Below are 25,755 nucleotides of genomic sequence, written 5' to 3' on the forward strand. Positions count from 1 at the left end.
AGATCTCATGTCCCGCTCACTCACCAGGCGGCTCGCCGCCGCAGCCGGCGTCCTCGCGCTGAGCGCTGCGGCGGTCTTCACCGCCGTCGCGCCGGCGTCAGCGGTCACGCTGCCCGGCAACATCGACCCGACCATCAGCCGCACCCTCACCGTGCACAAGCTCGCGCTGGGATCCAACAACGGCCAGGCGATCGGCACCGGCCAGGAGATCACGGTCCCCGGCGACGCGCTGCCCGGCGCCGTGTTCACCGCCGCGCGCGTCCAGGGCGTCGACCTCACCACGCCCGACGGCTGGAACCAGGTCGCGAACCTGACCCCGGGCACCGCGGCGACCCGCGTCACCGCCGCCGACACCTTCACCGCCACCAGCGGCACGGACGGCGAGGCCGTGTTCAACAACGGCGCGAGCATGCCGCTCGGCCTCTACCTCGTGACCGAGACCCAGCTCCCCGCCGGAGCCACCAACGGCGCGGCGCCGTTCCTCGTCACCCTGCCGTTCCCGACGGGCCCGACCGGTGCGCCGGCGAACCAGTGGATCTACGACGTCCACGTCTACCCCAAGAACGCGGTCACGGAGCTCACCAAGACGCGCGTCCCCGCGGCGGCGAACTCGGTCGAGGCGCGCAACCCCGACCTCATCCGCTGGGCCATCGCCTCGGACGTCCCGGTGCTCGCCGCCGGTGACGCGCTGGAGGCGTTCACCCTCACCGACACGCTCCCCGCCGAGCTGACCTACCTGCCGACCGGCCCGGCCGGCGTCGCGCCCACCGGCATCACCGTGACCAGCGCCGCGGGCACCGCGCCCGCACCGGCGTTCATCGCGAACACCGACTACACGCTCGGCTACGACGCCGCGACCCGGAACGTGACGCTGAACTTCTTGCAGTCCGGCCTCACCAAGCTCCAGGGCCTGCAGGGCGGCGTCGTCACCCTCACGGTGCTCACCCGTGCCACCGCCATCCCGGCCAACGGCATCATCACCAACTCGGCGACGAGCGTCGTGAACGGGGCCACGGAGACGGTCACCGGCAGCACCCCGATCGGTCAGCTGACCGTGTACGCGTACCAGAACAACGGCGCCAACCGCGTGCCGCTCGCGGGTGCGGTCTACCAGGTGTTCCTCACCGAGAACGACGCCAACCTCGGCCAGAACGCGGTGTTCATCAACGGCAACCAGAACTGGACGACCGGAGCGAACGGCATCGTCGAGATCCCGATCATCACGCCGGGCAACTACTACGTCCGCGAGCTGACCCCGCCCGCCGGATTCCGTCTGCCCACCCCGGCCCAGGTGCTGACGCAGGTCGTCGCCGGACCGAGCTCGGCCACCGCGCCGATCCAGAACTACGTCGAGTTCCTCCACACCCAGGTGCCGGCGTTCGCCCTGCCCCTCACCGGTGGCGGCGCGCAGTGGTTCACCCTCGGTGGAGGCGCGCTCATCGCCCTCGCGATCGGTTCGGGCCTGATCGCCTCGCGCCGTCGCACCGCGCTGGCTGCTCAGACCGCGGAGTAACGTCACACCATGACGAAGTCGAATGCGGGGCACCCGTCGGGTGCCCCGCATTCCTCTGTCTCCAGCCCTTTTCCTTCCCGGAGGCAGCTCCACCGCCGGCCGCGGTGGCGGCTCCCGATCGCCCCGCTGGTCATCGCGCTCATCAGCCTCTCGGGAGTGGCGCTGCTGCTGTACCCCGTCGCCGCCAGCTGGCTGAGCGCCGTCGAGCAGGCGCGCGAGATCGACTCCCTCACGCAGGACATCACCGACCTCGGCGCCGAGACCCTCCGGCAGAACCTCGTCGAGGCCCGCGCCTACAACCAGAGCCTCAGCGGAGGCGGCGCGGCCGTCGCCGCGAACGAGCGCCTCCCCCTCGCCGACGACGAGCAGGTCGCCGACCGCGAGCGCTACTCCTCCCTCCTGCGCGGCGACGCCGAGGGACTGATGGCCCGCATCCGGATCCCCGCCATCGACGTGGACCTGCCGATCTTCCACGGCACGAGCGACCCCGTCCTCGAGCGCGGCGTCGGCCACCTGGAGGGCACCGCCCTGCCGGTCGGCGGCCCCTCCACCCACTCGGTGCTCACCGGCCACCGCGGCCTCGCCTCGGCCGAGCTCTTCACCCACCTCGACCGCGTCGACGTCGGCGACACCTTCACCATCGAGGTCTACGGCGAAGTGGTCACCTACCGCGTGCGCGAGACGCTGGTCGTCGAGCCCGAGGACACGCAGAGCCTCCTCGTGCAGCCCGGCCAGGACCTCCTGACCCTCGTCACCTGCACCCCGCTCGGGATCAACACCCACCGCATCCTCGTCACCGGCGAACGGGTGATCCCGACGCCGCAGTCGGACGTGGACGCCGCGGGGGAGTCGCCCGACGTCGCCGGGTTCCCGTGGTGGGCGGTCGCGGCCGGAGGCGCTGTGGTCGCTGCCGGTGTGTACGTGTGGTGGGCGGGGCGGCCGGCGCGCGGCGCATGGGTGCCGGTGGTGGTCGTCGGTGAGGAGCGGGACAGGGTTCCTGCGGGTCCGTGAGGCGAGGGGGTGCGGATTTCCGCCGTCCTGCTCCGGTCGCCTCAGCGCAGTGCTGTCCCCGTCATCGGGATCGCGGCTGTGCCTGCCCCGTCAGGCGGGACGCCACTCCTCGAGGAACTGGGCGACCGTCTTCGTCTCGAGGTCGAGCTCGACCTGCCCGAGGAGGTAGTGGGGGTCGGTGAGGTCGGCCTTCACTCGGATGATCTCGGCGCCTGTGTCGAGGCGGAGGACGACGAGGTCGTAGGGAGCGAGGATCCCGCTGCCCAGCGCCATGTCGATGGTGAGGCGGAGCCGCCCGAAGCGCCTCAGCTGCAGCTCCGCGCGGAGGTGCTCGGCGGCGACCTCGGGGGCGTCGGTAGTGGGGTCGGACACGGGGGAGACGGTACCGAAGGAGGCGGAGGGGACTCCTGGTAGGAGATCGTGAACCTCTGCGCAGAGGCGATCGGTGCGCGCTGCTCGTCAGCTTGGCGAGGTGCGCAGGCGGGAAGAGCCGGACCTTTCGGCTACGGCATCGGCCCGAGGCTCCCATCCCAGAAGCGCGGCGGCGGCGATCTTCTTGCTCGCCTCATGCGCACGGGGTCGAGCGCTGGCGCACACGCTGAGCACGGCGGCTCTTGCAAGACTCATGCAAGACGTGTTACGGTCTTCTTGTTCGACTTCGTCTCAGAGAAAAGGAAAGAACAATGACCGCCTACGTGAATGTGCCCGTGCCCGAAGAGTTGGTTATTCCCGTGATGCGTTTCATCGCAGGGCAGAACTCCAGCGCTGCGAGCGTGAGCAACCCGGGAGCCGCAAGAGTCTTGGGCAACGATGACGAGACGATCGAAGACTCGCGAGAGTGGACCCTCGAGGAGTTCGAGGTCCTCCGGTCCGGCGAAGCGAAGTCCATCAAGCTCTTCTGCCAGGTCCTCGACATCCTCGCCGCAGCGTCGCCGTCGGCGGTCGCCCTCGAGGACGTGGCGAAGGTGACCGGCGTCGAGCCGCTGACCATGCAGCGCGCGTTCGGCCGGGCAACGGTGTGGATGAAGAACCGCATGGGCGGCGACACCCGCTGGCCGATCTTCTGGCCCGGCGACGGCTGGGCGATGACGGAGACCAACGCCTCGTTGTGGAAGTCGCTCGCCGAGTGAGGGGTGGAATGTCGTGATTCTGGTCCTCCGCACCCGAGGCCTCGTGTGCGGCTGGCGAAGATCGGGGACTGGAGCAGGCGGTCGCCGATGGGGCCGCGGCGCGAAGCAAGGTCAGGCGCCTGAAGCGCTCACGGTCGCTTCTCCTATCGCATCGGGGCATGAGTCGGGTAGAGAAGCGGCGGTGCGTGGCTCCCGGGTGCGGCTCAGTGGCGTCGCTGGGGATGCATTCTGCGACTCTAGAACGGATCCGCGCTTCAACCCCGCGCGATGATTTGCTCCCAGATCACCCGCTGCTGCTGATAAGCGCGTTGTCGTGCGACGCCAGCTCGCCCACGAACCACTCGAGCACCTCGACGAGTTGCCGTCGAGCAGAGCGGTCGGCGAAGACTTCGAGATCGAAAGAAGGTCGCTTCTCCAACCGGTCGGCGGGCAGGTCGACGCCGCTGACGGTATTGAGGCGACTGAGCAGCGCTTGTCTCAAAGGGAGCGAGTCGAACGGCGGGCGACTCCGCATGTGCTGGAAGACGACCTCGACACTGCCGCTCGGGTAGATGGTCAGCGGCCAGATGCTCTTCGACGCCGGACTGGAGCCGCGTGCAACCAGGAAGCAGGACGTCTCTTCCGCCGCCCCGAAGTCCAGAATGCCTCCGAGACGTTCCCACTCGTCGAGGAGCTCGACGACACCGTGGACGGTCGACGGAGCCTGCCTGTCGGCGAGACCGGCGAGGAACTCTGCTCGCTCGTTGTTCCCCTCATCCGGGACGAAGTCGATGTCGGAGTGGATCGAGAGCCCCACGAGCTCGGCGAGCTCCGGAACCGTCAGCTTGTGTCGGAGATCGGCGCGGCCGGCGGAATCGAAAGTCACACCTTCCGATGCCAGCAGCTCCTCGGGGACGACGTCAGCGTGCGGGCTGTCGGCGCCCCAGACGAAGCCCGGCGAGATCTGACCCGACTGCTTGAGGACGCGATACGCGTTCGGCGCCGGAGCATGAATGAGGAACTGCCCGAGAGGGACGGGGTGGGTCCCGGCGACAGTCGCGATGTCGCCGTAGCTGGCCCACCGCCCCGCAGGAATCGCACCGACGAGGTCGAGGACGAGCTTCCAGGAGATGCGGGACCCCCCTGAATCCGTGTCAGCGAGAGGGGCGGCCCAGGTCGAGATGATCCTGTCCGCGATGACGGAGCCGCGCTCGACGATCTGACGGCGAGTCCAGGCTGTCTGGCCGGCGATCTCGCGATTGAGGCGGAAGCTCGACGCATCGAGGAGCTGCCGCTTCTCTGAGAACGGGCGATTGCTGAGCTCGGAGTTGTATGAGGTCAGGGTCAGGTTCGCGAGCGTGTGCACATAGGACTCGTGCATCTCGTCGACGGAGTCGAAAGTTTCGAGGTCGCCGGCAAGCGCCTCGCGCCAGGTCTGACTGAGCGTCTGCGGCATGACGTGCTCGATGGTGGCCGCGCTGCGATCCGTGTGCTCTTTCGCGGAGACGTCTCTGTTCCGCCACTCGATGGGAGTCGCGTCCTCGAGCCAGGCGAGGATCATCTTCCGTTGTGCTGGTCGGCCCTGGTAGTAGAAGGGCTTCGAGAGGACGGCTTCGCGGATCTGCGCGTCGGTCGCGAAGAACTTCCGCCCGACGGAGAAATAGCGGTGGAGGGTCGCCGCGACGTCCGACTCCCCGACCTCGAGAGGTGCGCGATAGAGGATCCGTGACAGAGCCGCACTGCTCGCGCCGATGATGACTCGGCGCACCATGAACGACTCGAGCAGTCGCAACGACTCGGCGACCTCGGAGGAGCTGACCGAGCCCGCGTCGCGCAGCCGGAGCAGGTGGAGGACGAGCGCGTCGGTCGCCGAGAGCCCCCACTGCACATTGCGCTGCAGCGCGGCACGGACGTCCGGGTCCGGCTCGTTCTCGGGGTTCCGGATCACCGCCAGCAACTGGGCGAGTCCGCTGTACCGGCGGACCTCGGCGACGATCTGATCCTCAGTGAGCGACCGCATCCGATCGACCTGCAGCGAGTAGATGTCTCCCTGCTTCGCATCGGGTGTGGACCAGATCAGGTCGATCCAGAACAGCGCCTCGAGATCGGCCGGTGAGAGGGCCTTCTGCAGGGGCAGCCACCAGCTGTCGTAGATCTCCTCGCTGCGCGATCCGAGCCGCATGAAGATGTAGTTGCGCAGCAGATCGCCCTGGGTGAGCTTGAGGCCGGTGTTGTTGAGCGACTCGAAGATCCGGTACACGTTGTCGTGGGCGTGCGCCGTGATGGAGACGAAGACCAGACCGTTCAGAACTGCCGACTCGATGCGATCCATGTCGTAGGCGTCGTCGGGATCATCGGCGCCGTGCAGCTTCGTGCGGAAGAACCGGTAGGCGTCGAGCACGCCGGACGCCACGGACTGATCGATGTTCCCGTCGACGATCGCCCGGAACGCCTGCCTGTCGGCTTGCGTGGGCAGGACCTTCAACCGATCATCGCCGCGCTTGAACCGGTCGAACAGGTACGTCTCTTCGAGCCGCTGCACCTTCTCGGGGTACTCCGGCTCCGTCTCCGCGTAGTGGTCGCGCAGGGCGCAGATGAACAGGCTGAGGGTGGTGAGGCGCTGCTGCCCATCAACGACGAGGAACTGCGACCCTGCCGGCCCGATCTCGCCCAGCGAGAGGACGAGGGAGCCGGTGAAGTGAGTGGCGCCCGGACTATTGACGCGCTGCTCGGCGAGGTCGACGACGTCCGACCAGAGCCGATCGAGCTGCTTCGCGGTCCAGGAGTACGGGCGCTGGTACAGCGGCACGCGGTACTGCTTGGCGCCCTCCAGGACCTGCTGGAGTCGGGTCTCTTGCACGTCCATGAGCGGTTGGTCCTGTTCCTCGGGTGGGCGGTGCACTCAGGGTACGGGCGATCTCGCGACGAGGACGAGGCGGTCCGAAGGGCGATAGACCTGCACGTGCGCCGCGCCTCCCTGGAGTCAGAAGCCCGAGGGACGCGAATCGTCAGCTAGTGCGCCAGACGAGCGCGTCGCACGGGTTCAAGCCGTCGTCGGGGAGCCGCGGGTAACTCGCCGTCGACATGCCGGTCCGGTGGTCGTTCCCGCTCGAGCTGGTCACGAAGTACGGGTAGCCCGGTTCGTTAAGTTCCGGAGCTCGACTGGTGCGCTAGGACCTAGGCTTGAACCGCATTCGCCACGGGTGACCGATCGCTGCGAAGCAGCGGTCCAACGCTTGGAGACATCACTGTGGTTCTACCTCTGATCCCACTCGCGATCGTCGTTGCGACTACCGTCTCCGGCGCGGGGGGCGGCGCGGCGGGCATCTGGGGTGGAGCTCAGATTAAGAAAGCGAGAGCCGATAGAAAAGCGCACCAAGCCGCTTACGAGGCACGACACGAACTTCACGACGCAGCAGTAGAGGAGACGAATCAGTGCCTTCGGGCTCTGGGAAGTACCCAGGAACGCGCGCACCGGGAGGTCATTCTCCGGATGAAGGCTTTTCTTGTTCGGCACAATAAGCAGGTACGCGCGAGCGAGCATCTAATTCTCGATGGGATAGACGGAGCAGATCAGCAGGTTTTGGGGCTCGCCAAGCTCGACGCGGACATCGCGGGGTGGGTGCGGGGAGTCGTCGGTTCGACCATCGCCGGGGTTGCTGCTCCTATCGTGATGCGCACCGGCGTTGCTTCTTTCGCGGCGGCAGGCACGGGAACGGCGATCTCCGGACTGGGTGGAGCGGCTGCGACAAGCGCGACGCTGGCCTGGCTGGGAGGAGGTTCGCTAGCGGCCGGGGGCGGCGGGATGGCGCTAGGTGCGACGATGCTCAACGTCGCCGTGATCGGACCGACGGCGCTGATCGCGGGCTTGACGGTCAAGAACCGTGGAACCAGAGAGAAAAGTGCCGCGGCTGCGTATCAGACCCAGATCGAGATCGGAATCGCTCAGCTGGACGCCCGCAATGGGCTTCTACTCGCGGTCCAGGAGAGAGTGGGCGAGGTCGACTCGATTCTGGCTAGGCTCATTTCAGAGTCTGCGGCCGCGATCGATCTGCTCGAATCCGAACCGTTCGAGGTCGAGCGTCACGCGGAGCGATTCCAGAAGGCGGTCGTGCTTGTGAAGGCTGTTCGGGACGTCGCTACGGCGCCGATTATCGACGAAGACGTCGATCTTGATGAAAGGACAAGTGAACTGGTGCTCAAGTATCGCGAGGAGGACGAGGTGATTCGCAATGACCGATGAGGCGAAGAAGACGACTCCCGTGCCGTCGAGGACGAGCAGAGCAGTCTCCGCCGCTGCCGGCAAGTTCACTGCCGCTGACGCACTCGGTGCGCTGACCCAACTTATCGACGCCAGCCGTGAAGCCGTTCATATCCACGAGACGGAGAGCACGAAGCGCGAGAAGCTTCGAACCTATCGCGAGACTGAAGTGGCGCGCATCGAGGCCTCGGAGCGGGTACTGAAGACATACTTCGACCAGATCTTCGCTGAGCGACGTGAGACGCACCAGAGGCTTTTCGCAGGCCTCGACGTCGCCCTGCAGTCAGGGGACGTGGAGGCGCTCCGCGTCGTTGTGGGGGGCATCGTCGAGGTGGCCCGTAGCTCCCCTCTCGCCGACCTCGGGAACCTCGCGGAGCTTCGGGCCGCGTGGGATGATCCGGACACGGTGTTCGAGTTTTGACGCCCGCTGAGTGGTCCGCCCTCGGTGAGGTGTGGGACCACGACAGTGGATATCGCCTCCTCGTCCGCTGAGAATGAGCGACCTGGGTGAAGACCTAATCGTCGGTCGCAGCCCTCGACACGATGGGTTCACGAGCTACCGTCGCTGCATGGACGCGGTCGACGAACCGCTCAGCCAGAGTCGCCCGCGCGAAGTCCGGTGGCAGCGCCGTCGAGAACTTCAATCCGGAGACGGCGTCCGGAGAGATAAAAGGCAGCGCAGTATCCAGGATGGCCTCTCGGAGAACCGAAACGTCGAATGCAGAAGCGAAACGCATCGACTCGTTCGTCGATCGCGCCTCGAACGCTTGCGGCAATGCTGCGGCAAGCGTCTCGTGCGCCTTGAGGCCGGCCAGGCTCCAGAGTTCGACGTGGGCGGAGCCGCGAGTCAGGACGATTCCCGCAGCGTCCACGCGGCTCGACCAGCCCTCTCGACCCACGGCCAGCGCCCTCCGGGCGCGCTCCGACAGCTGGACGGGTGGCTCGGCGCCGAGAAGAACCTCTCTGCGGGCGCGGACCATGTCGAACGACTCGGGCAGCGCGCCCGACGACCACCGCACATTGCCGCGGCTGATCTCCGGCTCGACCTCGATACGGTGCCGACTCCAGTCGACGGAGACCACCCTCCACGCGTTCCCGGCCAGCAGCAACGGCTTCTCGCCGCGGATGATCGTGGCACTCAGAGAGATCGGCGCCACTCCACCGATCTCCTTCCGCCCGTGGACGACCGTCAGTTCAAGATCTGCCACGAAAGTGCTCAGGAGCTCGAGAAAATTCTTACCTCCGAACTTCTTCTCGGCGGTCGGTCCAATGAAGACCCAGCCACCGTCACTGCCGAGGAAGCCTTCCTCGACGAGGTAGTCGAGCACCTCCTCGCCGTCGGCCATCACCAGGCTTCCCGCCCACCACTCATGCCAGGAGTCCCGAGCGAATCGGCCTTCCTGGAGAGCGAGTGCTAGGAACTGCTGCGCCGCGAGGTGCCGAGGGGAGGGCGGCGGAGTGATCGGCTCCACGAAGCCCGTCCCCCACAGGTGGAGGAGCCCCGCTGCACGCAGGAAGGTTTCGTGCTCGGTGGCGAGGAACAGCGCGTTCCTCGCCGCGCCGGCCCGCCGTCCGGTCCGACCGAGTCGCTGCAGGAACGACCCGACCGAGCGCGGTGAATCGAGCTGAATCATGCGGTCGAGGTCGCCGATGTCGATACCGAGCTCGAGGGTCGACGTCGAGACGATGACGCAGTCGCGGCTCTCGGCGAACGCCTGCTCGCTACGCCGGCGTTCGTCCAGGGAGAGGGAGGAATGCGAGATGAAGGTGGTGACGCCGCGTTCTCGCAGTCCGTAGGCGAGCTCCTCCGCCTGTTTCCTGGATTCGCAGAAGGCGAGCCGCTTCTCACCGGGGTGCAGAGAGGCGATGACAACAGCCGCGTTCTCAGCCGAGCCGACGTAATCGAGCGTGACATCCGGAGGCATCGGTGGATCGCCGGCAGTCACCACCCGGCTCTCGATGCCCGCACTGAGATTCGATCCCTGGAACCAGGCGAGGACGTCGCTCGGATTCCCCAGCGTCGCAGACAGTCCGATGCGCTGGATGCGGTGCTCCGCGAGGCGCTGGATCCGCTCCAGGACCGCGAGCAAATGCCATCCGCGGTCACCGGCCGCGAAGGAGTGGATCTCATCCGCCACGACGACCCGGAGTCCGCGGAACAGCAGCCGGTGGTCCACTCGTCGAGACACGAGCAGCGCTTCGAGCGACTCCGGGGTCGTGAGAAGGATGTCCGGTGGTTCGCTGAGGATCGCCCGACGGGGGCCGTCTCCGATGTCTCCGTGCCAGAGCGCGACCCGTCGGCCGAGCCACGCGGTGTACTGCTCGAGCCGAGGGAGGAGGTTGTTCAACAGCGCCTTCAGAGGAGCGACGTAGACGACGCTGAATCCACTCCATCCTTCGTCCGCCATCCGGGACAGGAGGGGGAACACCGCCGCCTCTGTCTTCCCTCCGGCGGTCGGGGCGATGAGAAGGCAGTCGGCGGCGGAGCGCACGGGCTCGATCGCTGCCCGCTGCAGCGGCCGCAGGTCATGCCAGCCGAGCGTGTTCGCGACGTGATACTCGAGCGCGCCCGCCAGTTCGGCGCCGTTAGACATCGAGCTGGATCGCGTCGAGTCCGCCGGCCGCTGCTCGCTCGTCCTCATTCAGCTCCGCTGAAGACACGGTGACGGACGAAGCCTCCGTCGGCACGTAATCGGGGAACTGCTCGACCTTGTCGAGAATGTCGACGAGCTTCCGGAGATAGAGCCGTGGGGCTATCCCGACCTTGCCCCCGAGCCGACCGGCCACAGTCTGCGCGAGCGCCTCGAGGTAGTCATCGGTGACGAGTGCCTCGATCCGACCAGCCTCGGCACTGCCCGAGGTGTAGATATCACGGACGCGTGCGCCCAGCTCCTGGAGGCTGTCGCGTTGGAACCCGAGGAGCCGCACCTGCGGCGCTCGGGGGTTGTCCCATCGGGGGTCCCCGCTGAAGTCGACTCCGATCCGAGCGGCGAGTGGAGGGAGGCGTTGCACCCCCTGAGTCCCATCGAAGAAGGCCGGTGTGCCGGTGATGAGCACGTAGAGGCCGGGGAAGCGCCCCGCGTCGATCTCATCGAGGAGCTGTCGAAGTGCGTTGAGGGACTTCTCGCGCACATCGCTGCGCACCCGCTGCAGGGTCTCGACCTCATCCAGAACCAGTACGAGGCCGCGGTAGTCGGAGTCGCGGAGAACGGCGAGCAGACCTTGAAGGAATCCGAACGCACCGAAATGGTCGAGGTCACCGCGTACACCCGCGACGCGTCGGACGGATGCGGCGACATGAGGCTGTCCGGCGAGCCACGCGGCGAGCCCGTCAGCGGTATCGATGTCTCCCGCGACGGTCGCGACGTGGTACCCCCGAAGGGCGGCAGCGAAAGCGGGCGCCGTGCTGGACACCGCAGCCAGGCGCCGTTCCAGCAACGAATCTACGAGCCGCGCGACCTCGCTGCGATCGGCGGAAGCGGCACCCGCGGTGATCGCATCCTCCTCGAGGACCCGAAGCCATCCGTCCACGACCTCGCGGAAGGCGCTCGGCGGTGTCGCCTCGGTCGAGAGGTTCTCGGTGACTCTGCGGTAGATCGTCTCGAGACGGTGCAACGGTGTCTCCGTCTCCGAGATCTGCACCTCGGCCGTCGCGAATCCTCGCTGCTTCGCGGTCTCCGTCAGCCACCGCGCGAAGAAGGTCTTGCCCGCTCCGTATTCGCCGCGAACGGCCTTGAAGACCGCACCGCCGTCCGAGACGCTGTCCAGCTCGTCGTTTACCGAGGCCTCGAAGCGGTCGAGACCGACGGCCATCACATCCAGTCCGCGTTGAGGGACCGTGCCGCGGCGCAGGGCATCGATGATCTCGCGGCGCCGACGCGGGCTGACGGCCGTCATGATCCAGTACCCAACTCGAACTGCTCGTTGAGAAGCGCGAGGTCGAGAACCACGGTGACCCCGTCCGAATCAGTGTCGATGACCAGGTATCCGTCCCGGTTGAGGACCCGGCGGAAGGCCGCAAGGAGACCGGGCATCTTCGCACCGGGAACGGCCGCCCGGACGGCCAGGGTGTCGCGATGGGCGCGGCCGCCGCCTGACTGGAGCGCGGCGACGATCGCGCTCGCGACGCTGTCGTCGATCGGGTGACGACCAGCCATCTTGCGGCGTGCTCGATAGATGTCGCTCGCGACAAGCTGCTCGGCGGTGCTCCGACGGGATGTGGCCGACTCCTCCGCGGTCGGCTCGATCTCGAACAGCGTCGAGCCGACGGTCGCCGCAGGCTCCTTCGTTTTCGTCGCCTTGCGCTTGGGCGATGCAGGGGGCGGCGCCGTCGGCGCCCTGAGGGTTTCGTTCCACCACAACGGCTCCTGGGGCGGAGCCTCAGCCCAACCAGCCGGATCACCAGCGCCCCGGGGCTTGGCGACGAGGATCGGAATGGTCAGCTCGGCGAGGGCTGCGCCTCCGTGGTAGCCCGCCTTCTTCGAGGCGTAGCGGAGGCCGTCGGAAACGGCGAGCACAGCGCTGCCGCCAGGGGCGAGGACGCGTGGGCCGCTGACGAGGACCTCGTCGGCTCGTGCGGGCCCCGTGCTGACCTCGCGCCACCGCGCCGGCGACTGCGGGACGCTCCGGAGCTCACTGCCGCGCTCGACGACGTGCCCGTGGTCGGACGTGAGAATGACGGTCCGTCGGGCTTCGAGCGCGGCGTCGAGAACCGCTTCGAGGTGCGCTATCGAGCGCAGATTCCAGCGGAGTGAATCGACGTCGGCGCTCGCCAATGCATCATCGATCGTGTTCAGCACGAGGCCGACGATGCTTCGGCCGGAGTCGGCGATCGCGTCGCTGACGGCCGGCGGTAGCGCGTGTCCGGGCTCTGAACGCAGATCGTCTTTATGGAACATCACTCCATCGACCGCTGTGGCGAACTGCGCCTTCTCGAGCTGCTGAGTTCCCTTGCGCAACGCTCCGGAGAAGAGCGAGGTGCGGGAGTACTCCGTCACGGTCGGCAGAGCTGCAAGGGCGGTACCGCGTCGCAGAGACGTCTTCCGGACGACCTCCGTCCAGCCCCGAGAGGGAAGGTCGGTCGCCAGCTCCACCGCTGAGGGCACGCTCATGCCGTCCAGAACGATGAGGAGGACCGGGCCGTGCGTGCTGAGCGGTACGACGAGGCGTGAGAGCAGGCTCTCCACGGGGAGCACGGAGTCATCCGTCGACAGATCGCCGGTGAGTGCACGTGCAGCGGTGGCGTCCTCGAGACGACGCTGGGTCTGCACCGCGTAGGCGAGCGCGCGGTACGCGCCGGCGAGACTTCGATCGGTGTCACCGTCCCAGAGGTCTCCGAGGGCCCGCTCCGCCCAGGAGCCGTCCGCCGCGTAGGCGAGAATCGCGGAGCTCAGGCCCACGGAGGAGGCGCGAGAGCCACTCAGCCACCGGACGAGGCGCGCCGCCATGAGGGCGGTGGGACGAGACCGCTCGAAGGAGGAGCGCGCGCCGTGCGATTCGATCCGCGAGAGCGCGTCGTCGACAGTGAGAGATGCACGGGCGCTCGGGACGGCTGCCGCGGCTTCAACCGCTTCCGCGAAGACCGAGACGCGGGCGCGAAGGCCGGCGGGAAGGAAATCGGACGCCGCCGCGCCCTCGGCCCAGCCGAGGTCTCCGCAGAGCGCCTCAGCCTGGTCGAGGACGGAACGAGCGTGCTCGTTGTCGTCGGCGAGCCATCGCTGGGCGATGAGCTTCGCGGAGGCGCCGTAGCGCTGCGCAGCCGATGCGCTCGGCGCCGTCCCCACGTACCTCTCGATTCTCACGCGGGCGGCGGCGACGGCGGTGTCCGGTGCAACGGGTCCGGACGCCCACAGCTCACCGACGACGAGTCCCACCGCGACGGAGGAGACACCACCAGGGGCGGACGCGGCGCGCAGCGCCATTGCCAGGTGCTGCTCGACATGGATGGCGGTCGCCCTGATCAGACCAGCGCGTGACTCCTGATCCAGGTCCGCAAGACGGGACTTCACTCCGAGGTCATCGAGAGTCGCGAGCGCGGTCGATGCAGCGAGAGCGTCGATGCGGTCGACGCCGAGCATCGCCACGAGCATCGACTGGACGACGTGCTGAGCAGAGAGCACTCCACCCGGAGCCGGCATGAACCCGCGTTCTCGGCGGAGGGAGACGAGGAGTCGCGGCACCCAGGACCCGAGCGCGCGAACGGGCTGGGCGGGATACTCGCGCGCGCCGAACAGCGCCGGCACGATGTTCCACTCGTCCAGATCCGTGACCTTCTGCCTCTCTGCATCGAGCACGACCGCCGTACCCAGCTCGGATTCGGTCAGCGAGGTGAGCACGGCGATGAACTCGTCCTCGCCCGCGGAGCGCATCGCGTCGAGCGCGGCGAGCCCCGAGACGCCCTCGACCACGCGCACGGTGGCGTCGCCGAAGGTGAGCGTCTCTGCTCCCGACCACGTCGGCTGTGCACGGACGAGGATCGTCCTCGCGCGTCGGCGCTCGCTCGAGAGCCAGGCAGCGAGGTGCTGACGAAGGGCAGGCTCGGTCACGGTCGGTGCGGGCATGCTCAGTCGACCTGCCAGGTGATCGTGACGCTGCCGTCGGTGCCAGCCTCCTGCTCGATCTCGGCGCGGAGTGTGTCGAACGCCTTATCGAGGTCGGTGACAGTGGTTCGGCGTCGGTGAATGGCCTGCGACGGCGGGTCGATCGGAGGGAGGGGAGGACGGATCACAGGAGGGTCCACGGTGATGACGAGTTTCCGAGCTTTCGCGGCAGCGTCTTTCAAGCGTGGTTCCAGTGACGCGACGGACTCGTCGACCGCCGCGGCCTCCCGCAGCTGCGCGAGCGATTCGGTGAACGCGGAGTCGTGCTTGGCCTGTGCAGCAGCGATCATGTCCCAGTCGAGGCCGTCGAGTTCACGGGCGAGCCGCTCGGCCGAGCCGTGAGCGCTGCCGAAGGAGCTGAGCTCTGTCGGCAGGTCGAACGTCGCGAGCGTCTCGATCAACGCCTTGTCTCCGATCGTGGCGGACAGCGACTCGGTCAACTCCGCCGTTCGCCGCGCTGTGGCCAAGCGACCCCTTGCGGCGGCGGCATCGATGCCGAGCACCTCCGCGTGCAGCTCGAGCGCCGCGCTGAGCGTCGAGGCCCGGCTGCTGACGACAGCGGCCCGAAGAGCAGTAGCGAATCGGCCGACCGCGCGCGGAGTCAGATTCACCTCCGGGACTGTCCCAAAGATCGACCCGGCTCTCTGCTGCACGAGATCCCAGTCCTCCTGGCTCGGCAGATTCGCCTTCCGAGGACTCGCTCCGTCAGGCAGGGAGCCGATCGCCGGAACGCCGCCGCCGAACTCCCAATTGCCGAGCAGCGCCCAGGTGATGAGGACCGCGTCCTCCATACCTCGCGTCATTCCCCACGACGCGAGCTTCCCGCGGAGAGCGCCGACGGTCATCGCAGGAGCGAGCTCGCCCTCCCAGCGTGCGAAGCGCGGGCCCCAGACGAAGTTCGTGGCGTCGATGACCAGCACGTTCTCGTTCTGCGCACCGAGCCCCAAGGGAGCGATGATGTCCCGCGCGAGGCGCTGCTCGGCGGCGACGAGCCCCTGGCTGCGCCCGCCCAGCTCGACCGTGGAGGTGATGAGGCCGAGCGACTCCGCAAGTCGCCGATCGGTGACCTCCTCAGCCCCGAGATCCGGGTGATCCGGGAACTCGTCCCGCCAGACGGTCTCGAGAGCGTGTCGCAGACCAGCGAGAAGGGTGCCGGTCGGAGGCGGAGTGATCGGCACACCGGGCGCGAGCGCCGAGAAGATCTCGTTGCCGGCGAGATCGCTGCCGACGTTCGTCTCGTCCGGAGCGTTCACCCCGTACGCCTGCCGTAGCGCGGTCGTGAGGACGTCGCGGAGGGTCCGCCGCTGCGACTCGAGTGTCTGACGAGCGGGTCCGCGGTCGGCCTGCGCGAGATGGTCGGCGTTCTGGTCGAAGCGGCTCCCCGTCAAGAGGTACTCGAGCAGGACGAGCTTGCCGAGATCGGCCTGGCGTGCGTCCGACAGGAAGTTGGGGATCCACGCGATGGTGTTCGACCCCCGCGTGCCCTCGCGGAGCTTCCGCAGCCGCGCTACGTCGTCGGCAGGAGAGTGCGTTCCGCTGTCGTAGGGGAAGTCGATGACCGCCCGCCACTCGGGGTCGCTGTGCAGGAGATCGCTGTCGAGCACGTCTGTGTCGTCTCGGACGTTGCCGAACTTCACGGTGACGACTCGCTTGTGACCCCGCCAGACGTGCGTCAGACGCTTCCCGACGAGCGTGTCGTCCGGCGGAAGCTGCAGCTCGGCCGCGATCAACTTGCGGACGATCTCGCGTCGGGTGTGCAGGTTGTCCTCGGTCCGCACCCGGTCGAGGATCGAGTCGTAGTCGACGCCGCTGAGAGTCGCAGTGATGATCGGGTCCAGGCCGTCGCCGACGCTGATCTCGCCGAACTCGCTCGACCAACCACGGACGAGGGAGAGCACCTGCTCGGCCTCCGTGCCGGGAATGAAGGCGTCGATCGTTCCCCAGTTCAACGCGGCGAGCTTTGCGGCGGTGAGGTTCGCGAGCGACGTGGCCTCCGGTGCGAGAGAAGCGATGAGCACGGTCTTCGCGAGACGGTCCTCGGTGACGAACGCATGTCCGCGAGGCAGTCCTGCGACGGCACTCTCCGTGAGCCCATGCTTGCGCAGCAGGTAGGGCTTCATCTTCGACTCGTAGAAGCGCCGCGAGATCGCGAAGTGCTGCTTCATCTCCTCGGAAAGGGGCTGCGATCCACCGAGTACCACCGGCGCGTACAGATCGCCGACCGGGATCACATCGCGCACCAGCAACACGTCGCGCCCGTCGCTGAGCAGCTCGGCCATGAGTTTGAGCGCGGTTCGCTCGCGCTGCATGAGACTCGACAGAGCGACCATCGTGTCGACGAGCGCCGGACTGAACGGGTAGACGTCGGCGAAGGCGCGCTCGTCGGAGTTCGCGTCGTCGCTGAGCAGGTAGCCCCAGGATGCGTAGTCGCGCTTCACCTCGGTCAGGGCGCGGCCGAGAGTGGTCGCGGCATCGGGCGAGATCGGCTGGAGGAGGCGTTGCTTGACGATCCTGGGTAGATCGGCGGCCTGGAGTGTGATCTTCGAGAACCGATCCTCCCAGTACTGGAAGAGCTGCCCTTGCGCTGCGCGCTCGGCACCCGCGATGTGCGATCCCAGGAAGTCGCGGAGGTCGCGCTGCCGAGCGAGGAAGGACGCAATGGGGACAGGGAGATTCGCGGCGGCGTTCTCGGCGAGCTGTACAACCTTCTCGATCTCGCCCTGCACCCACGCCTGATCGGCGAGGTGCTGGCCGAGCCAGAGCACGATCTCATCGATCAGGAAGACGAGGCCCTGATAGCCGAGCGACTTCGCGTGTGAGGAGAGGGCCCGCAGCCCGTCCTTCATGGGCAGCCATTCGCCAGAGCGCCCATACCCGGTGAAGTAATGGGACACGAGATCGCCAACGAGGCGGTCCCGGTCGGCGGCGCCGGGAGCTAGCGCAGCGGCAGCGTCGAAGCTCCGTGCATCCCACGATGCTCCGAAATCTCCCCATGCAGCATCGCCACCACCGAGGCCGTCGAAGAAGGCGTCATCACCGATGCGTGTTCGGAGCGTTAGCGCATCGGCGAGGAGGGAGTCGCTCGCGTGCAGCACAGGTGCCGGCGCGTCGGGATGCTTGGTCGCCACGGTGTCGAGGTAGCCGCCGAAGATCGCATCCTCGAAGGAGCGTGCGCCGAGCAGGTTGAAGTCGAGGACGAGCAGCTTGCGCTCGAGGGTCTCCTGGCGGGTGGCGATGACGGGCGCGAGCCCGGGAATCTGCCTGGCCGCGATGCTGCCCGACAGCAGGAGGTGGAGCACCGCCATGTAGTGCGATTTTCCGGAGCCGAAGGACCCGTCGAGGAACGAGCCGCGCGACGACTGACTGCGCAGGGCGCTCGTGACGAGATCGAGTCCGTCCGCGAGCGCGCCGGCGATCGCCTCGGTGACCACGTAGTCCTTGATGGTCTGCTCATGCCGGGCGACACCCTCATCGAGCTTGACGACGAAGTCGGCCGCCTCGACCCGTTCCGGGAGCCGGATCAGGTCTCGCAGGGGAGAGTTCAGGGAGTAGTCGGTCACGAAGCGCTCCTTCTTCCGCGCGTCGGCGCGGGCGGCCGCCAGGCGGCGATGTCGTCTCTGCCGAGACCCAGGCGGTCGAGCAGCGTGGTGATGAGTCCGGAGATAGCGACGGCAGGGCTCACACCGCTGCGGGCGTCGAGCTCATCGTGCCACTGCTTCAGCCAGGGCTCGAGCTCGATCAGGGCGCCGACGAGAGGGATGACCTGCTCGTCCGGTGCGCCCGCGCGGGACAGCTCGTTCGCGAGACGGGCGATCGCCTGCCCGCGCTCCGCGTGGTCCCAGCCGGCCCAGCCGAAGAGAGCTGTCGAATCGTCGGGGAGCGTGCTGCCGGGGAACGAGAGGAACCGCTCCTTGGGAACGTCGAGCTTCCCGCGGGCGGACCAGTAATTGATCTTGAGGAAATCGGCCGGCTTGTACTTCGGCGGCACCGGCACCTCGACGAGCTCACCGCGATCCTCCGCACGCTGGAGCTCCCAGACGCGCTCCCATTCATGGAACTTCTCGAGACCGGTCGCCTTGTAGCGGAGTGCCGCAAGCGCGGGGACTGCCTCGAGAGCGAGTAGTTTGCCCACCTCGACGGTAAGGTCGAAGTCCTGAGATCCGGCGTGGATCACCAGCAACTCGCGGAACTGTTCGTCGCGCCGTAGCTCATCCGCCACCTGAGCGGCGGAGCGAACGAGCGGCCGACCGGACGCGTCGTGCCAGAGTTCGGCTGCTTCGAGGCGTTCGAGAAGCGCGTTCTGCGTCGCCTCCACAAGCAATTCCTCCCAGTTCGCAACCGCCCAGCGACGCTTGTACTCGGGCTGCTCCAGCAACCGGAGGAACGGAATCGTCTCGATCGCCGCGAGGCGCCGCTCGGCGACATCCCGATACGACTCGGGCAGATGACCTGGGAGCGCCGTCAGCGGTTTGCGCCGGTGGCGGTCGAACCAGGAGGTCTGCGTAGTCCCGGCAGCCAGCTCCCGGGCAAGTCGTATTTCGAAGACCCGCTCATTTGGATCGATTTCCACCGCCTCAGCCCGGTCGAAAGCAAGCTCTTCCCCCACCAGCCCGTAAGCGACGTACGTGCGCCAGTCGAGTTCTTCCTGGAGTGCAACAAGTTCTCGCCCCAGTTGCAGCCAAGTCGCTTCCGCCTGGGGGATCGCAGACGGACCGGGCCCGCTGAGGACAGCCTTGGGTGCCATGGATGCTCGAACTCGGGCAAGCTCATCGATCCTCCTAGCCAGGTCGCCGGACCGTTCGATCGGAAGCGGAAATGCGTCGAGCTTCGTTCCAGTGAACTCGTAGCGCGGCTCCCAGGCTTCATCGCCGATCCCACCGCCGATCCCGCCGTTGCCCTTATTCTGGCTGACCTGCTTGAGCCAGAAGCAGGCGGTGGAGGAGTTGAGGACGCCGAGCAGGTCGTAGTGGTCGTCCTCCGTCGCCCCCTCCGGCAGCTTGATCACCGGCGCCGACTGCTTGAAAACTTTGCCTCCACGATCGAGCACGAAGTGATTATGTGTCGCCACAAATGCGAAGGCTATTAAGGTGTCGGCGTTCAATCGACGAGCATTCGGAAGGATGTAAGTGCCCCACCATAGGCCGCGGTCCTCTCTCGTTTGTTGGAACGCTAAACCGGCACGCAACGTCATCCTGTAGGGCCAGAATGTTTTCGTCGATTTCTTCGCGTCTTCCAGTGGATACGGGAAAATGGCCTGCGCGTCCGCCGCTACGGCGTGGTCGCGGACTGTATCGCCCTCGACGAACAAACGCATTGGTGTATTTTCCCAAGCCGGAGCTCCGACCCGCTTTCGACGAACGAAGAACTCGTCGTCCCCGGTGATCGCTGCAAAGCCTATGGACTCGACAGCGGTACTCAACTTCGCTGTGGCCACTCCTTCAATCTGCTCTTTCAGCGCACCTGCGCCGCCTCCAGACAGCGACCAGGGGAATTTCGCGAGTATGGAGCGGGGCAGGTCGATAGTCGAAACGAATGTGCCATCGAAACCCGGATCGTCGAGATGGCCAACTATGTCGCTCCATACCAGCCCGTCGGCAGCGACGGCTGGCTGACCCGGTTCGCCGCGGACACCGAGTACGGCACGGACGGTTCCTGAGAACGGCTTTCGTGGTCGTCCGACGAGGATTACGGTTGGCGTACCGTGCCCCGGTATGTATGCGCCTGAGGTATCAACCACATGAGTGAGGTCAATATACGCTGGCGAAATTCCAGTAAACGATCCAGAGAGGAAATTTGTAATAAGCTTTTTGCCGAATTCACGCTTCATGAAAGAGTTTGACGTGATCTGACCGACAAAGCCCGAACCGGCTCCATTTTGTCGCTTCGCGAGCCGGAAGAGAAGCTCCATGAATGGCACCGAAAGTGCGTACTTGCCGTGACAGGTCGAGTAGCGCGCGCGGTACTGATCGCGGAGCTTGGCGTCCGGCGGCTGAATATAAGGGGGGTTTGCCACCACGACGTCATACTGATTGTCCTCCAATATTCCGGCATGGTCGCGAAGGTCTTCGGCGTTATACTCGAAGTACTCGCTATCTACGAGGTCGAGCGCGGACGACTGATTCACGTTGCCCAGCAGCGAGTCCCCAATCGCAAGACGGTAGCGGAAGGCGGGGGCAGCGGTGAGCGTCGGGATGCCTGCGGCTTTAATGGCCGCGACGGTGAGGCGGAAGCGTGCGATGGCGACCGCGAAGGGGTTCAGGTCCACGCCGTGCACCGAGTCGAGCGCGCGTTGCACGCGCTCGCCCTTGTCGAGGCCGGGTGCGACCGCGGCCCACTCGGCAGTGAGCCGCTCGAAGGCGCCGAGCAGGAAGTGCCCGGATCCACAAGCAGGATCGATGAGCTTCAGCCCGGTGAGCCCGAACTCCGCGATCGCGGGAGTCAGTGTCCGATCGAGGATGAACTCCTCGATGAAGTCCGGCGTCTGGAGCAACGCGTAGGTTTTCTTCGCGTAGTCCGAGAGGTCCTGATACAGGTCGCCGAGGAAGCGAGTACCGAGGTCGGTGTCGCTGAAGTCGTGCACCAGCTCGCCACTCGGAGTGGTTCGGCGGAAGAAGACAAGCAGTCCGTCGGATGCGTCCGCCGAGATCGGTGCATGCCAGACGGCCGAGTGCTGCGGATCGACGAGAGTCCGGCCGGCGGGCAGATCGGCGAGAGCGCGGAAGGCGTCCTGCATCCAGTCGCGGCTGGTCATGGTCGGGGAGGCTGCGTAGAACGCGGCCTCGTTCTCCACAGCCCTGTCGAGCCCTTCGCCAGGGGCGGCGAACCACGGCTGAGCAATCGGACGATCGTTCCGCTGGGCGCCGGCGAGCAGACCATTGTCTTCGGCGAAGCGGATGAACACACTTGCGAGAATCCAGGAGACGGCGGCTTGTGCAATCTCGCCATCGCGCCAGGCGATCCAGGCAAGGCCGGTGCGCTGACGCCGCGTCGCCGCATCGTGCTCCTCGCGGAGGCGCGCTCCCCACGAGTTGTCGACGTCGTCGGCGCGTGCGCGGAGGTCTGCCTCGAGCAACTTGAGCTGGCGCTTTAGATCGGCGAGGAGGAGGGCTGAGTCGATCACGGGGTGCCGATCTTTCGATGCGTCATTGAGGCGGGATGTTCGGTGCCGGTGGGATCGAGTGCCCCGAGTGACAACTCGAGCCATCCGTCCGCGCCGAAGGGGAAGGGCGACCCGTCGAGGTCAGGGGTTCCGCTGGAGAGCGGCCTCGGCAGGAGGAACCAGCGCGCTGCGGCACGCGAAGTGCCGAGGTCGGTCACTTCCGCGAGCAGATCGACGAGGTCGAGGCGCGCGAGAACGGCGGCATTCAAGAGGATCATCGGCTCCTCTTCGGCCATCAGGTTCTGCCAGGCAGGAGTGATGGCTAGACGAGCGAGAGTGAAGAGGTGGCGCCGATCTTGTGAACCCGATGGCTGGCCATCAGCACGAATCACGACGGGCCACTTGACCTGTTTCGCTGTTGCCGTCGCTTTCAGAGCGTCGAGGGCGAGATCGGCCAGGTCGACGACCCGCAGGCCGTGCTCGCGTGCCAGGCGAGTTGCCGTGAGAGCGAGCCCCCGTTGACGCGAGGTGACGAGAACGAGGGCGCCCTTGTCTCGCAGGGAGCCGCTCAGCCGGCTAGCGATCACCGGATCATCGGCAGGTCGCCCCCAGACCGTCGAGGTGCCCGTGCGACTCGATGACTGCAGGTCGGAATCGCGAAGCCTATACCTGGCCTCGTCATCGCGCCACTCGAGATACGGCATCGCGGTCATGACGGCGATGTCGAGAGCGGGTCGCCTCGGGATGGTGTGGATCGCGGGGAAGCGCGCACGGACGCGCTGCTCGATCGTGACGACTGCGAGGTCCTGTGTCGCAGCACCGCGAAGCGCCAACTCGACAGCTCGCGCCGGGTCGAGATCAGCTCGATACGCCTCCCCGACCGACGAGAGGCGCCCTGTTGTGGACAGCCCGACAGCGAGTTGGGCGACTCGCGAGCTCGAGAGCCGAAGAGCTGGTTCGTCCTCGGCGAGCAGAGTTTCACGAAGGCGCGTCGCCGGGACGATGTCGTCGTCGACGAGGAGTCGGTCGACCAGCTGTGCGTGCCGGAGCAGTACCTCGAGGTGGAGCTCCGCGTCGTCGAACGAGAAGCCGCTGCCATCGTCCGGAGTGAACGCGACGGCGGTGCCCGATCGTTGCCGAAGCGTTTGGAAGACGAATCGCGGCGCACTCGAGCGACTGTCGAGTTCGAGGATCGTGCGGACGACTTCGTTCGCAGGCTGTCTCCGCTTTCCCTCATCGAGCGTTGACCCGTACTCGCGGAGCAACTTCGTCGAGACCTCGTCGAGGGTCGCTATCCCTCCGAGCTCTTGCACCCAGCGGGCGGTGTCCGCGGTGGGACCCTTCAACGTGCTGTTCTTGCGCAGTCGTCTGTATTGGTCTTCCACCGATTCGCTCGACTTCTGCGAAACCGTACCGAGGAGGGACTCGACGGAGCGGCGTCCTGCCAGCGCTGGTGGCTCCACCACCTCGGTCGCGGTCGCCAGCCGCTGACGCCACTCGCGAATCCGGGACTGAATCTCGCGCCGCACCTGCTCACCGAGGCCACGCACTCCATTGATCGTCATCGGCGGGATCCCCAGCAGCTGGCCGACGGTCTTCGCTTTGACCCTGCTGAGTGCCGAGAGAGCTCGGGCGCTCAGCCCGGCGTCCGATAGCGGCGTACCGAACGTCGCTGAGGCTGCCTTCGCGTCGTTCGCCTCCGCGTCCTGCTCGTCAGTTCGTGCGCCCGCGAGTGATCTGCTCCAGGCTTTTCGCATCTCGTCGAGCGACAAGTGTCGGTCCGACACAGCCGGTGCCAGAGCCGCCCGGAAGAACTCACTGAGGCCCTTGGAAACGCTCGGATCGAAAGACGAGGCTTCGACGACAGGTGCTTCCGTCGCGTTGATCGGCGCGTCGCCCGAGGGCCACCAGACCGGATAACTTGTCGACAGTTCGAATAACGTCGCGGCGATCGCGAAGCGTTCCGCAGCGCTGTCGTACTGCGACCGTCCGCCCGATCCAAGGTAAGGATCGAGATAGGGGCGCGAGCCTGCCTTGATGTTCTCGAGGGGCTCCTCCGCCAGGGAGAAGTCGAACAGCATGAGCCGTGGCTTCCGATTCCCTGGATCGGGCTTCACCGCAAGATTCGACGGCTTGATATCCCGGTGGAAGACTCCACGCTCTCCCATGTGCTGAGCCGCTTCGAAGAGGTCGTCCGCCCACCGTTCCAGCTGCTCGATCGTCGCCTTCCCCTCGAGGCGGATACGGTCGGCAAGCGTCTCGCGCCCCGCGTCCGTCATCAGAAGCCCCTGTCGAGTGCCGACGGCGAGCGGCCCGTCGAGTCGTTTCACGACGCGGGGGCTGCTAAGTCGGTCGAGGACCTCTGCTTCGATGGCGAGCCGCGCGGCGGCCGCATCGTCCTTCGCAAGCTTCAGAATGACGTGGTCATGATCGCTGTCGTAATCGGTCACCTGGAGCGCCACTCCGGTCGAGCCGGAGCCGCGACGCTGCTCGATCTCGAACCGCTCCCCGACGATGTCACCGATCGCGGCATCGAGCGGGTCGCCTGGAGTGGGCACCGGTTGTTCTTCGGATCGCACCGCTCGTCGCGCTTGTTCGAACGAGGTCTGGAACTCCCCGACATCGAGAAGGCGGAGTTCTTCAGGGAAGGCAGTCGCTTCGAGGATGACCGCTGCGTGGGCGTCCGAGACCTCCGGCGTCACGGCTCGTGGGTCGAGGCCCACTGCGCCAGACGCGATGAGTGCTTCGAGTGCAGGCAGGTTTGCGGCGGGCGGCTGCTGAGTGAGGAGGAGGAAGGCGAGCGCGCCGAGCCCGTAGACGTCCAATGTCTGCGCCGAATCCGGGGCCGAACCGCGCAGTGTCTCAGGAGCGAGATACAGCATTGCGTCCTGCTCCACGAGCCCGAAGATGTCGGTGATCCCGCGGGACAGCAGCGTGGCGGTCGTCGTTCCGGCTTCCGGTCGCCGCGCGAGATCCCAGTCTCGGATACGGAGGGTCGTCCCGTCCGTGTTCGACGTGACTCGGACGCTGACCGGCGACAGGGCGCGGTGGGTGAGCCGCTGCCCATGGGCGAACCGCACCAGCTCGGCGAGCTGCTGCACGAGACGCTCCCGATCCGCGAAGTCGAGCTCGTCGGCATGCTCTACGAGGTACTCCTCGAGGCTTGCCTCATCCGGATCGTGCGCGAAGACGAGAGCCGGACCCTCCTCGGAGTCGAGCAGCTCCGTCGGTCCGATGATGCCCGGATGGATGACGCCGTAGGTCAGCCGGAACTCCCGCTGAGCGCGCCGATCGACCTCTGCGCGTGCGTCCTTACTCGAGCCCTTGGGGTACGGGAAGAGGCGGATGCGGTGCTTCGTTTTGGCTCGAGGGTGGGTGACGAGGAAGTCCTGCCAGCCGGGACCCTCGCCATGCGGATCGCTCGAATCGAGAGCGAATTGGCCGATCATCCGCTGCTTCGCGCGTGGCATCAGGCCGGCAGCATTCATGAGCGCATCGATGGTCTTCGCTGCGGTGCGATCAATGAGGGAGTGCGTCGGCGGCGCCGCGAGCACCTCCGAGAACAACCGGAGGGGCTCTCCGGCGCTCTTCACCTTGTAACCATCGAGTGCGAACACCGCCTCTGCCCCGTATCGATCGAGGTTCACCCGTGAGTCTTGTCCGTGCAGGACGACAGCCTCGACGACGAAGGGCACCGTGTTGGCAGGAGCACCGTTGGCCCGCGCGAGATCCTTCAGGACGCTGGCGAGTCGTTTCGCCTTGAGATTGGCCAGCTTGCGGGGGTTCGGCTCGCGCCGGCCCGCGTGCATCCAGCTGTGCTGGTCGCCTGAGACGTCTCCGTGCCAGCCTTTCAACTCGACGAGGAGCAGACCCGCCCGGGTGAGGATCAGAACGTCGACTTCGTTGAGCTTCCCGTCGCTGTCCGTGAAGCTGACGTTCGCCCACGCTCGCGCGATGCCATCGTCCGGGAGGAGCTGGCACACGCGCGCGAGCGCTGCGGCTTCTACAGCCTGCGCGGGGTCGCCCATCACCCGCCACAACGGTGAGTCCGCTCGCATCGTCACCAGCCCTCAAGAATCACAAGATCTTCAATCTATAGCTCAGGTACGACCTTGCCGTAGCCAGGCAGAGACGAGCGGGTACAGAGACCCGCGATCGACATC

At 66.7% G+C, this 25,755-nt stretch carries 13 protein-coding genes; 5 read left to right on the plus strand and 8 right to left on the minus strand.

All coding sequences use genetic code 11. From position 1 onward, the window contains the following. Positions 1-7 precede the first annotated feature (7 nt). Positions 8-1,513, plus strand: coding sequence for a SpaH/EbpB family LPXTG-anchored major pilin (locus C5C82_RS11960; RefSeq protein WP_104355134.1), 1,506 nt, complete (start codon positions 8-10; stop codon positions 1,511-1,513). A 9-nt stretch (positions 1,514-1,522) separates the two neighbouring features. Next, a complete protein-coding gene (locus C5C82_RS11965; protein WP_104355135.1) occupies positions 1,523-2,524 on the plus strand; it encodes a class C sortase in 1,002 nt (333 codons plus the stop codon). Positions 2,525-2,614: 90 nt separating this feature from the next. Here the strand turns inward: C5C82_RS11965 and C5C82_RS11970 are convergent, their stop codons facing one another. After that, a complete protein-coding gene (locus C5C82_RS11970; protein ID WP_104355136.1) occupies positions 2,615-2,896 on the minus strand; it encodes a hypothetical protein in 282 nt (93 codons plus the stop codon). A gap of 311 nt (positions 2,897-3,207) precedes the next feature. On the opposite strand from C5C82_RS11970, the gene C5C82_RS11975 reads away from it, so the two are divergent. Further along, positions 3,208-3,654: a hypothetical protein gene (locus tag C5C82_RS11975; RefSeq protein ID WP_146079450.1), complete on the plus strand. Its 447-nt coding sequence runs from the start codon at positions 3,208-3,210 to the stop codon at positions 3,652-3,654. 283 nt (positions 3,655-3,937) lie between these two features. Here the strand turns inward: C5C82_RS11975 and C5C82_RS11980 are convergent, their stop codons facing one another. Beyond that, positions 3,938-6,499 carry a DUF262 domain-containing protein gene (locus tag C5C82_RS11980; protein WP_104355137.1) on the minus strand — a complete coding sequence of 854 codons (2,562 nt, stop codon included), beginning with the start codon at positions 6,497-6,499 and terminating at the stop codon, positions 3,938-3,940. A gap of 627 nt (positions 6,500-7,126) precedes the next feature. Between C5C82_RS11980 and C5C82_RS17320 the strand changes: the two genes are divergently transcribed. Both C5C82_RS17320 and C5C82_RS11990 read left to right on the plus strand, forming a co-directional pair. Next, positions 7,127-7,876 (plus strand): hypothetical protein, encoded by a 750-nt coding sequence (locus C5C82_RS17320; RefSeq protein WP_146085990.1) that lies wholly within the window; start codon positions 7,127-7,129, stop codon positions 7,874-7,876. After that, on the plus strand, positions 7,866-8,315 hold the full coding sequence (locus C5C82_RS11990) for a hypothetical protein (protein ID WP_219814843.1): 450 nt from the start codon (positions 7,866-7,868) through the stop codon (positions 8,313-8,315). The genes C5C82_RS17320 and C5C82_RS11990 overlap by 11 nt, the downstream gene beginning before the upstream one ends. Before the next feature lie 94 nt (positions 8,316-8,409). Here the strand turns inward: C5C82_RS11990 and C5C82_RS11995 are convergent, their stop codons facing one another. From C5C82_RS11995 to C5C82_RS12020, 6 genes are read right to left on the minus strand one after another with little or no spacing between them, the layout of a single operon-like run. Beyond that, a complete protein-coding gene (locus tag C5C82_RS11995) occupies positions 8,410-10,536 on the minus strand; it encodes a DEAD/DEAH box helicase (protein WP_219814844.1) in 2,127 nt (708 codons plus the stop codon). Next, positions 10,481-11,791, minus strand: coding sequence for a BREX system ATP-binding protein BrxD (brxD, locus tag C5C82_RS12000; RefSeq protein WP_181134439.1), 1,311 nt, complete (start codon positions 11,789-11,791; stop codon positions 10,481-10,483). Before brxD ends, C5C82_RS11995 begins: the two co-directional genes overlap by 56 nt. Continuing rightward, positions 11,788-14,454: a BREX-2 system phosphatase PglZ gene (pglZ, locus tag C5C82_RS12005; RefSeq protein ID WP_104355139.1), complete on the minus strand. Its 2,667-nt coding sequence runs from the start codon at positions 14,452-14,454 to the stop codon at positions 11,788-11,790. Before pglZ ends, brxD begins: the two co-directional genes overlap by 4 nt. 2 nt (positions 14,455-14,456) lie before the next feature. After that, positions 14,457-18,053, minus strand: coding sequence for a hypothetical protein (locus C5C82_RS12010; RefSeq protein WP_104355140.1), 3,597 nt, complete (start codon positions 18,051-18,053; stop codon positions 14,457-14,459). After that, positions 18,050-21,613 carry a BREX-2 system adenine-specific DNA-methyltransferase PglX gene (gene pglX / locus C5C82_RS12015; protein WP_219814845.1) on the minus strand — a complete coding sequence of 1,188 codons (3,564 nt, stop codon included), beginning with the start codon at positions 21,611-21,613 and terminating at the stop codon, positions 18,050-18,052. The genes C5C82_RS12010 and pglX overlap by 4 nt, the downstream gene beginning before the upstream one ends. Continuing rightward, a complete protein-coding gene (locus C5C82_RS12020) occupies positions 21,610-25,620 on the minus strand; it encodes an NERD domain-containing protein (protein WP_258066097.1) in 4,011 nt (1,336 codons plus the stop codon). The genes pglX and C5C82_RS12020 overlap by 4 nt, the downstream gene beginning before the upstream one ends. Between the last annotated feature and the right edge of the window lie 135 nt (positions 25,621-25,755).

The sequence above is a fragment of the Rathayibacter sp. AY1D5 genome (assembly GCF_002932515.1).
Lineage (GTDB): Bacteria > Actinomycetota > Actinomycetes > Actinomycetales > Microbacteriaceae > Rathayibacter.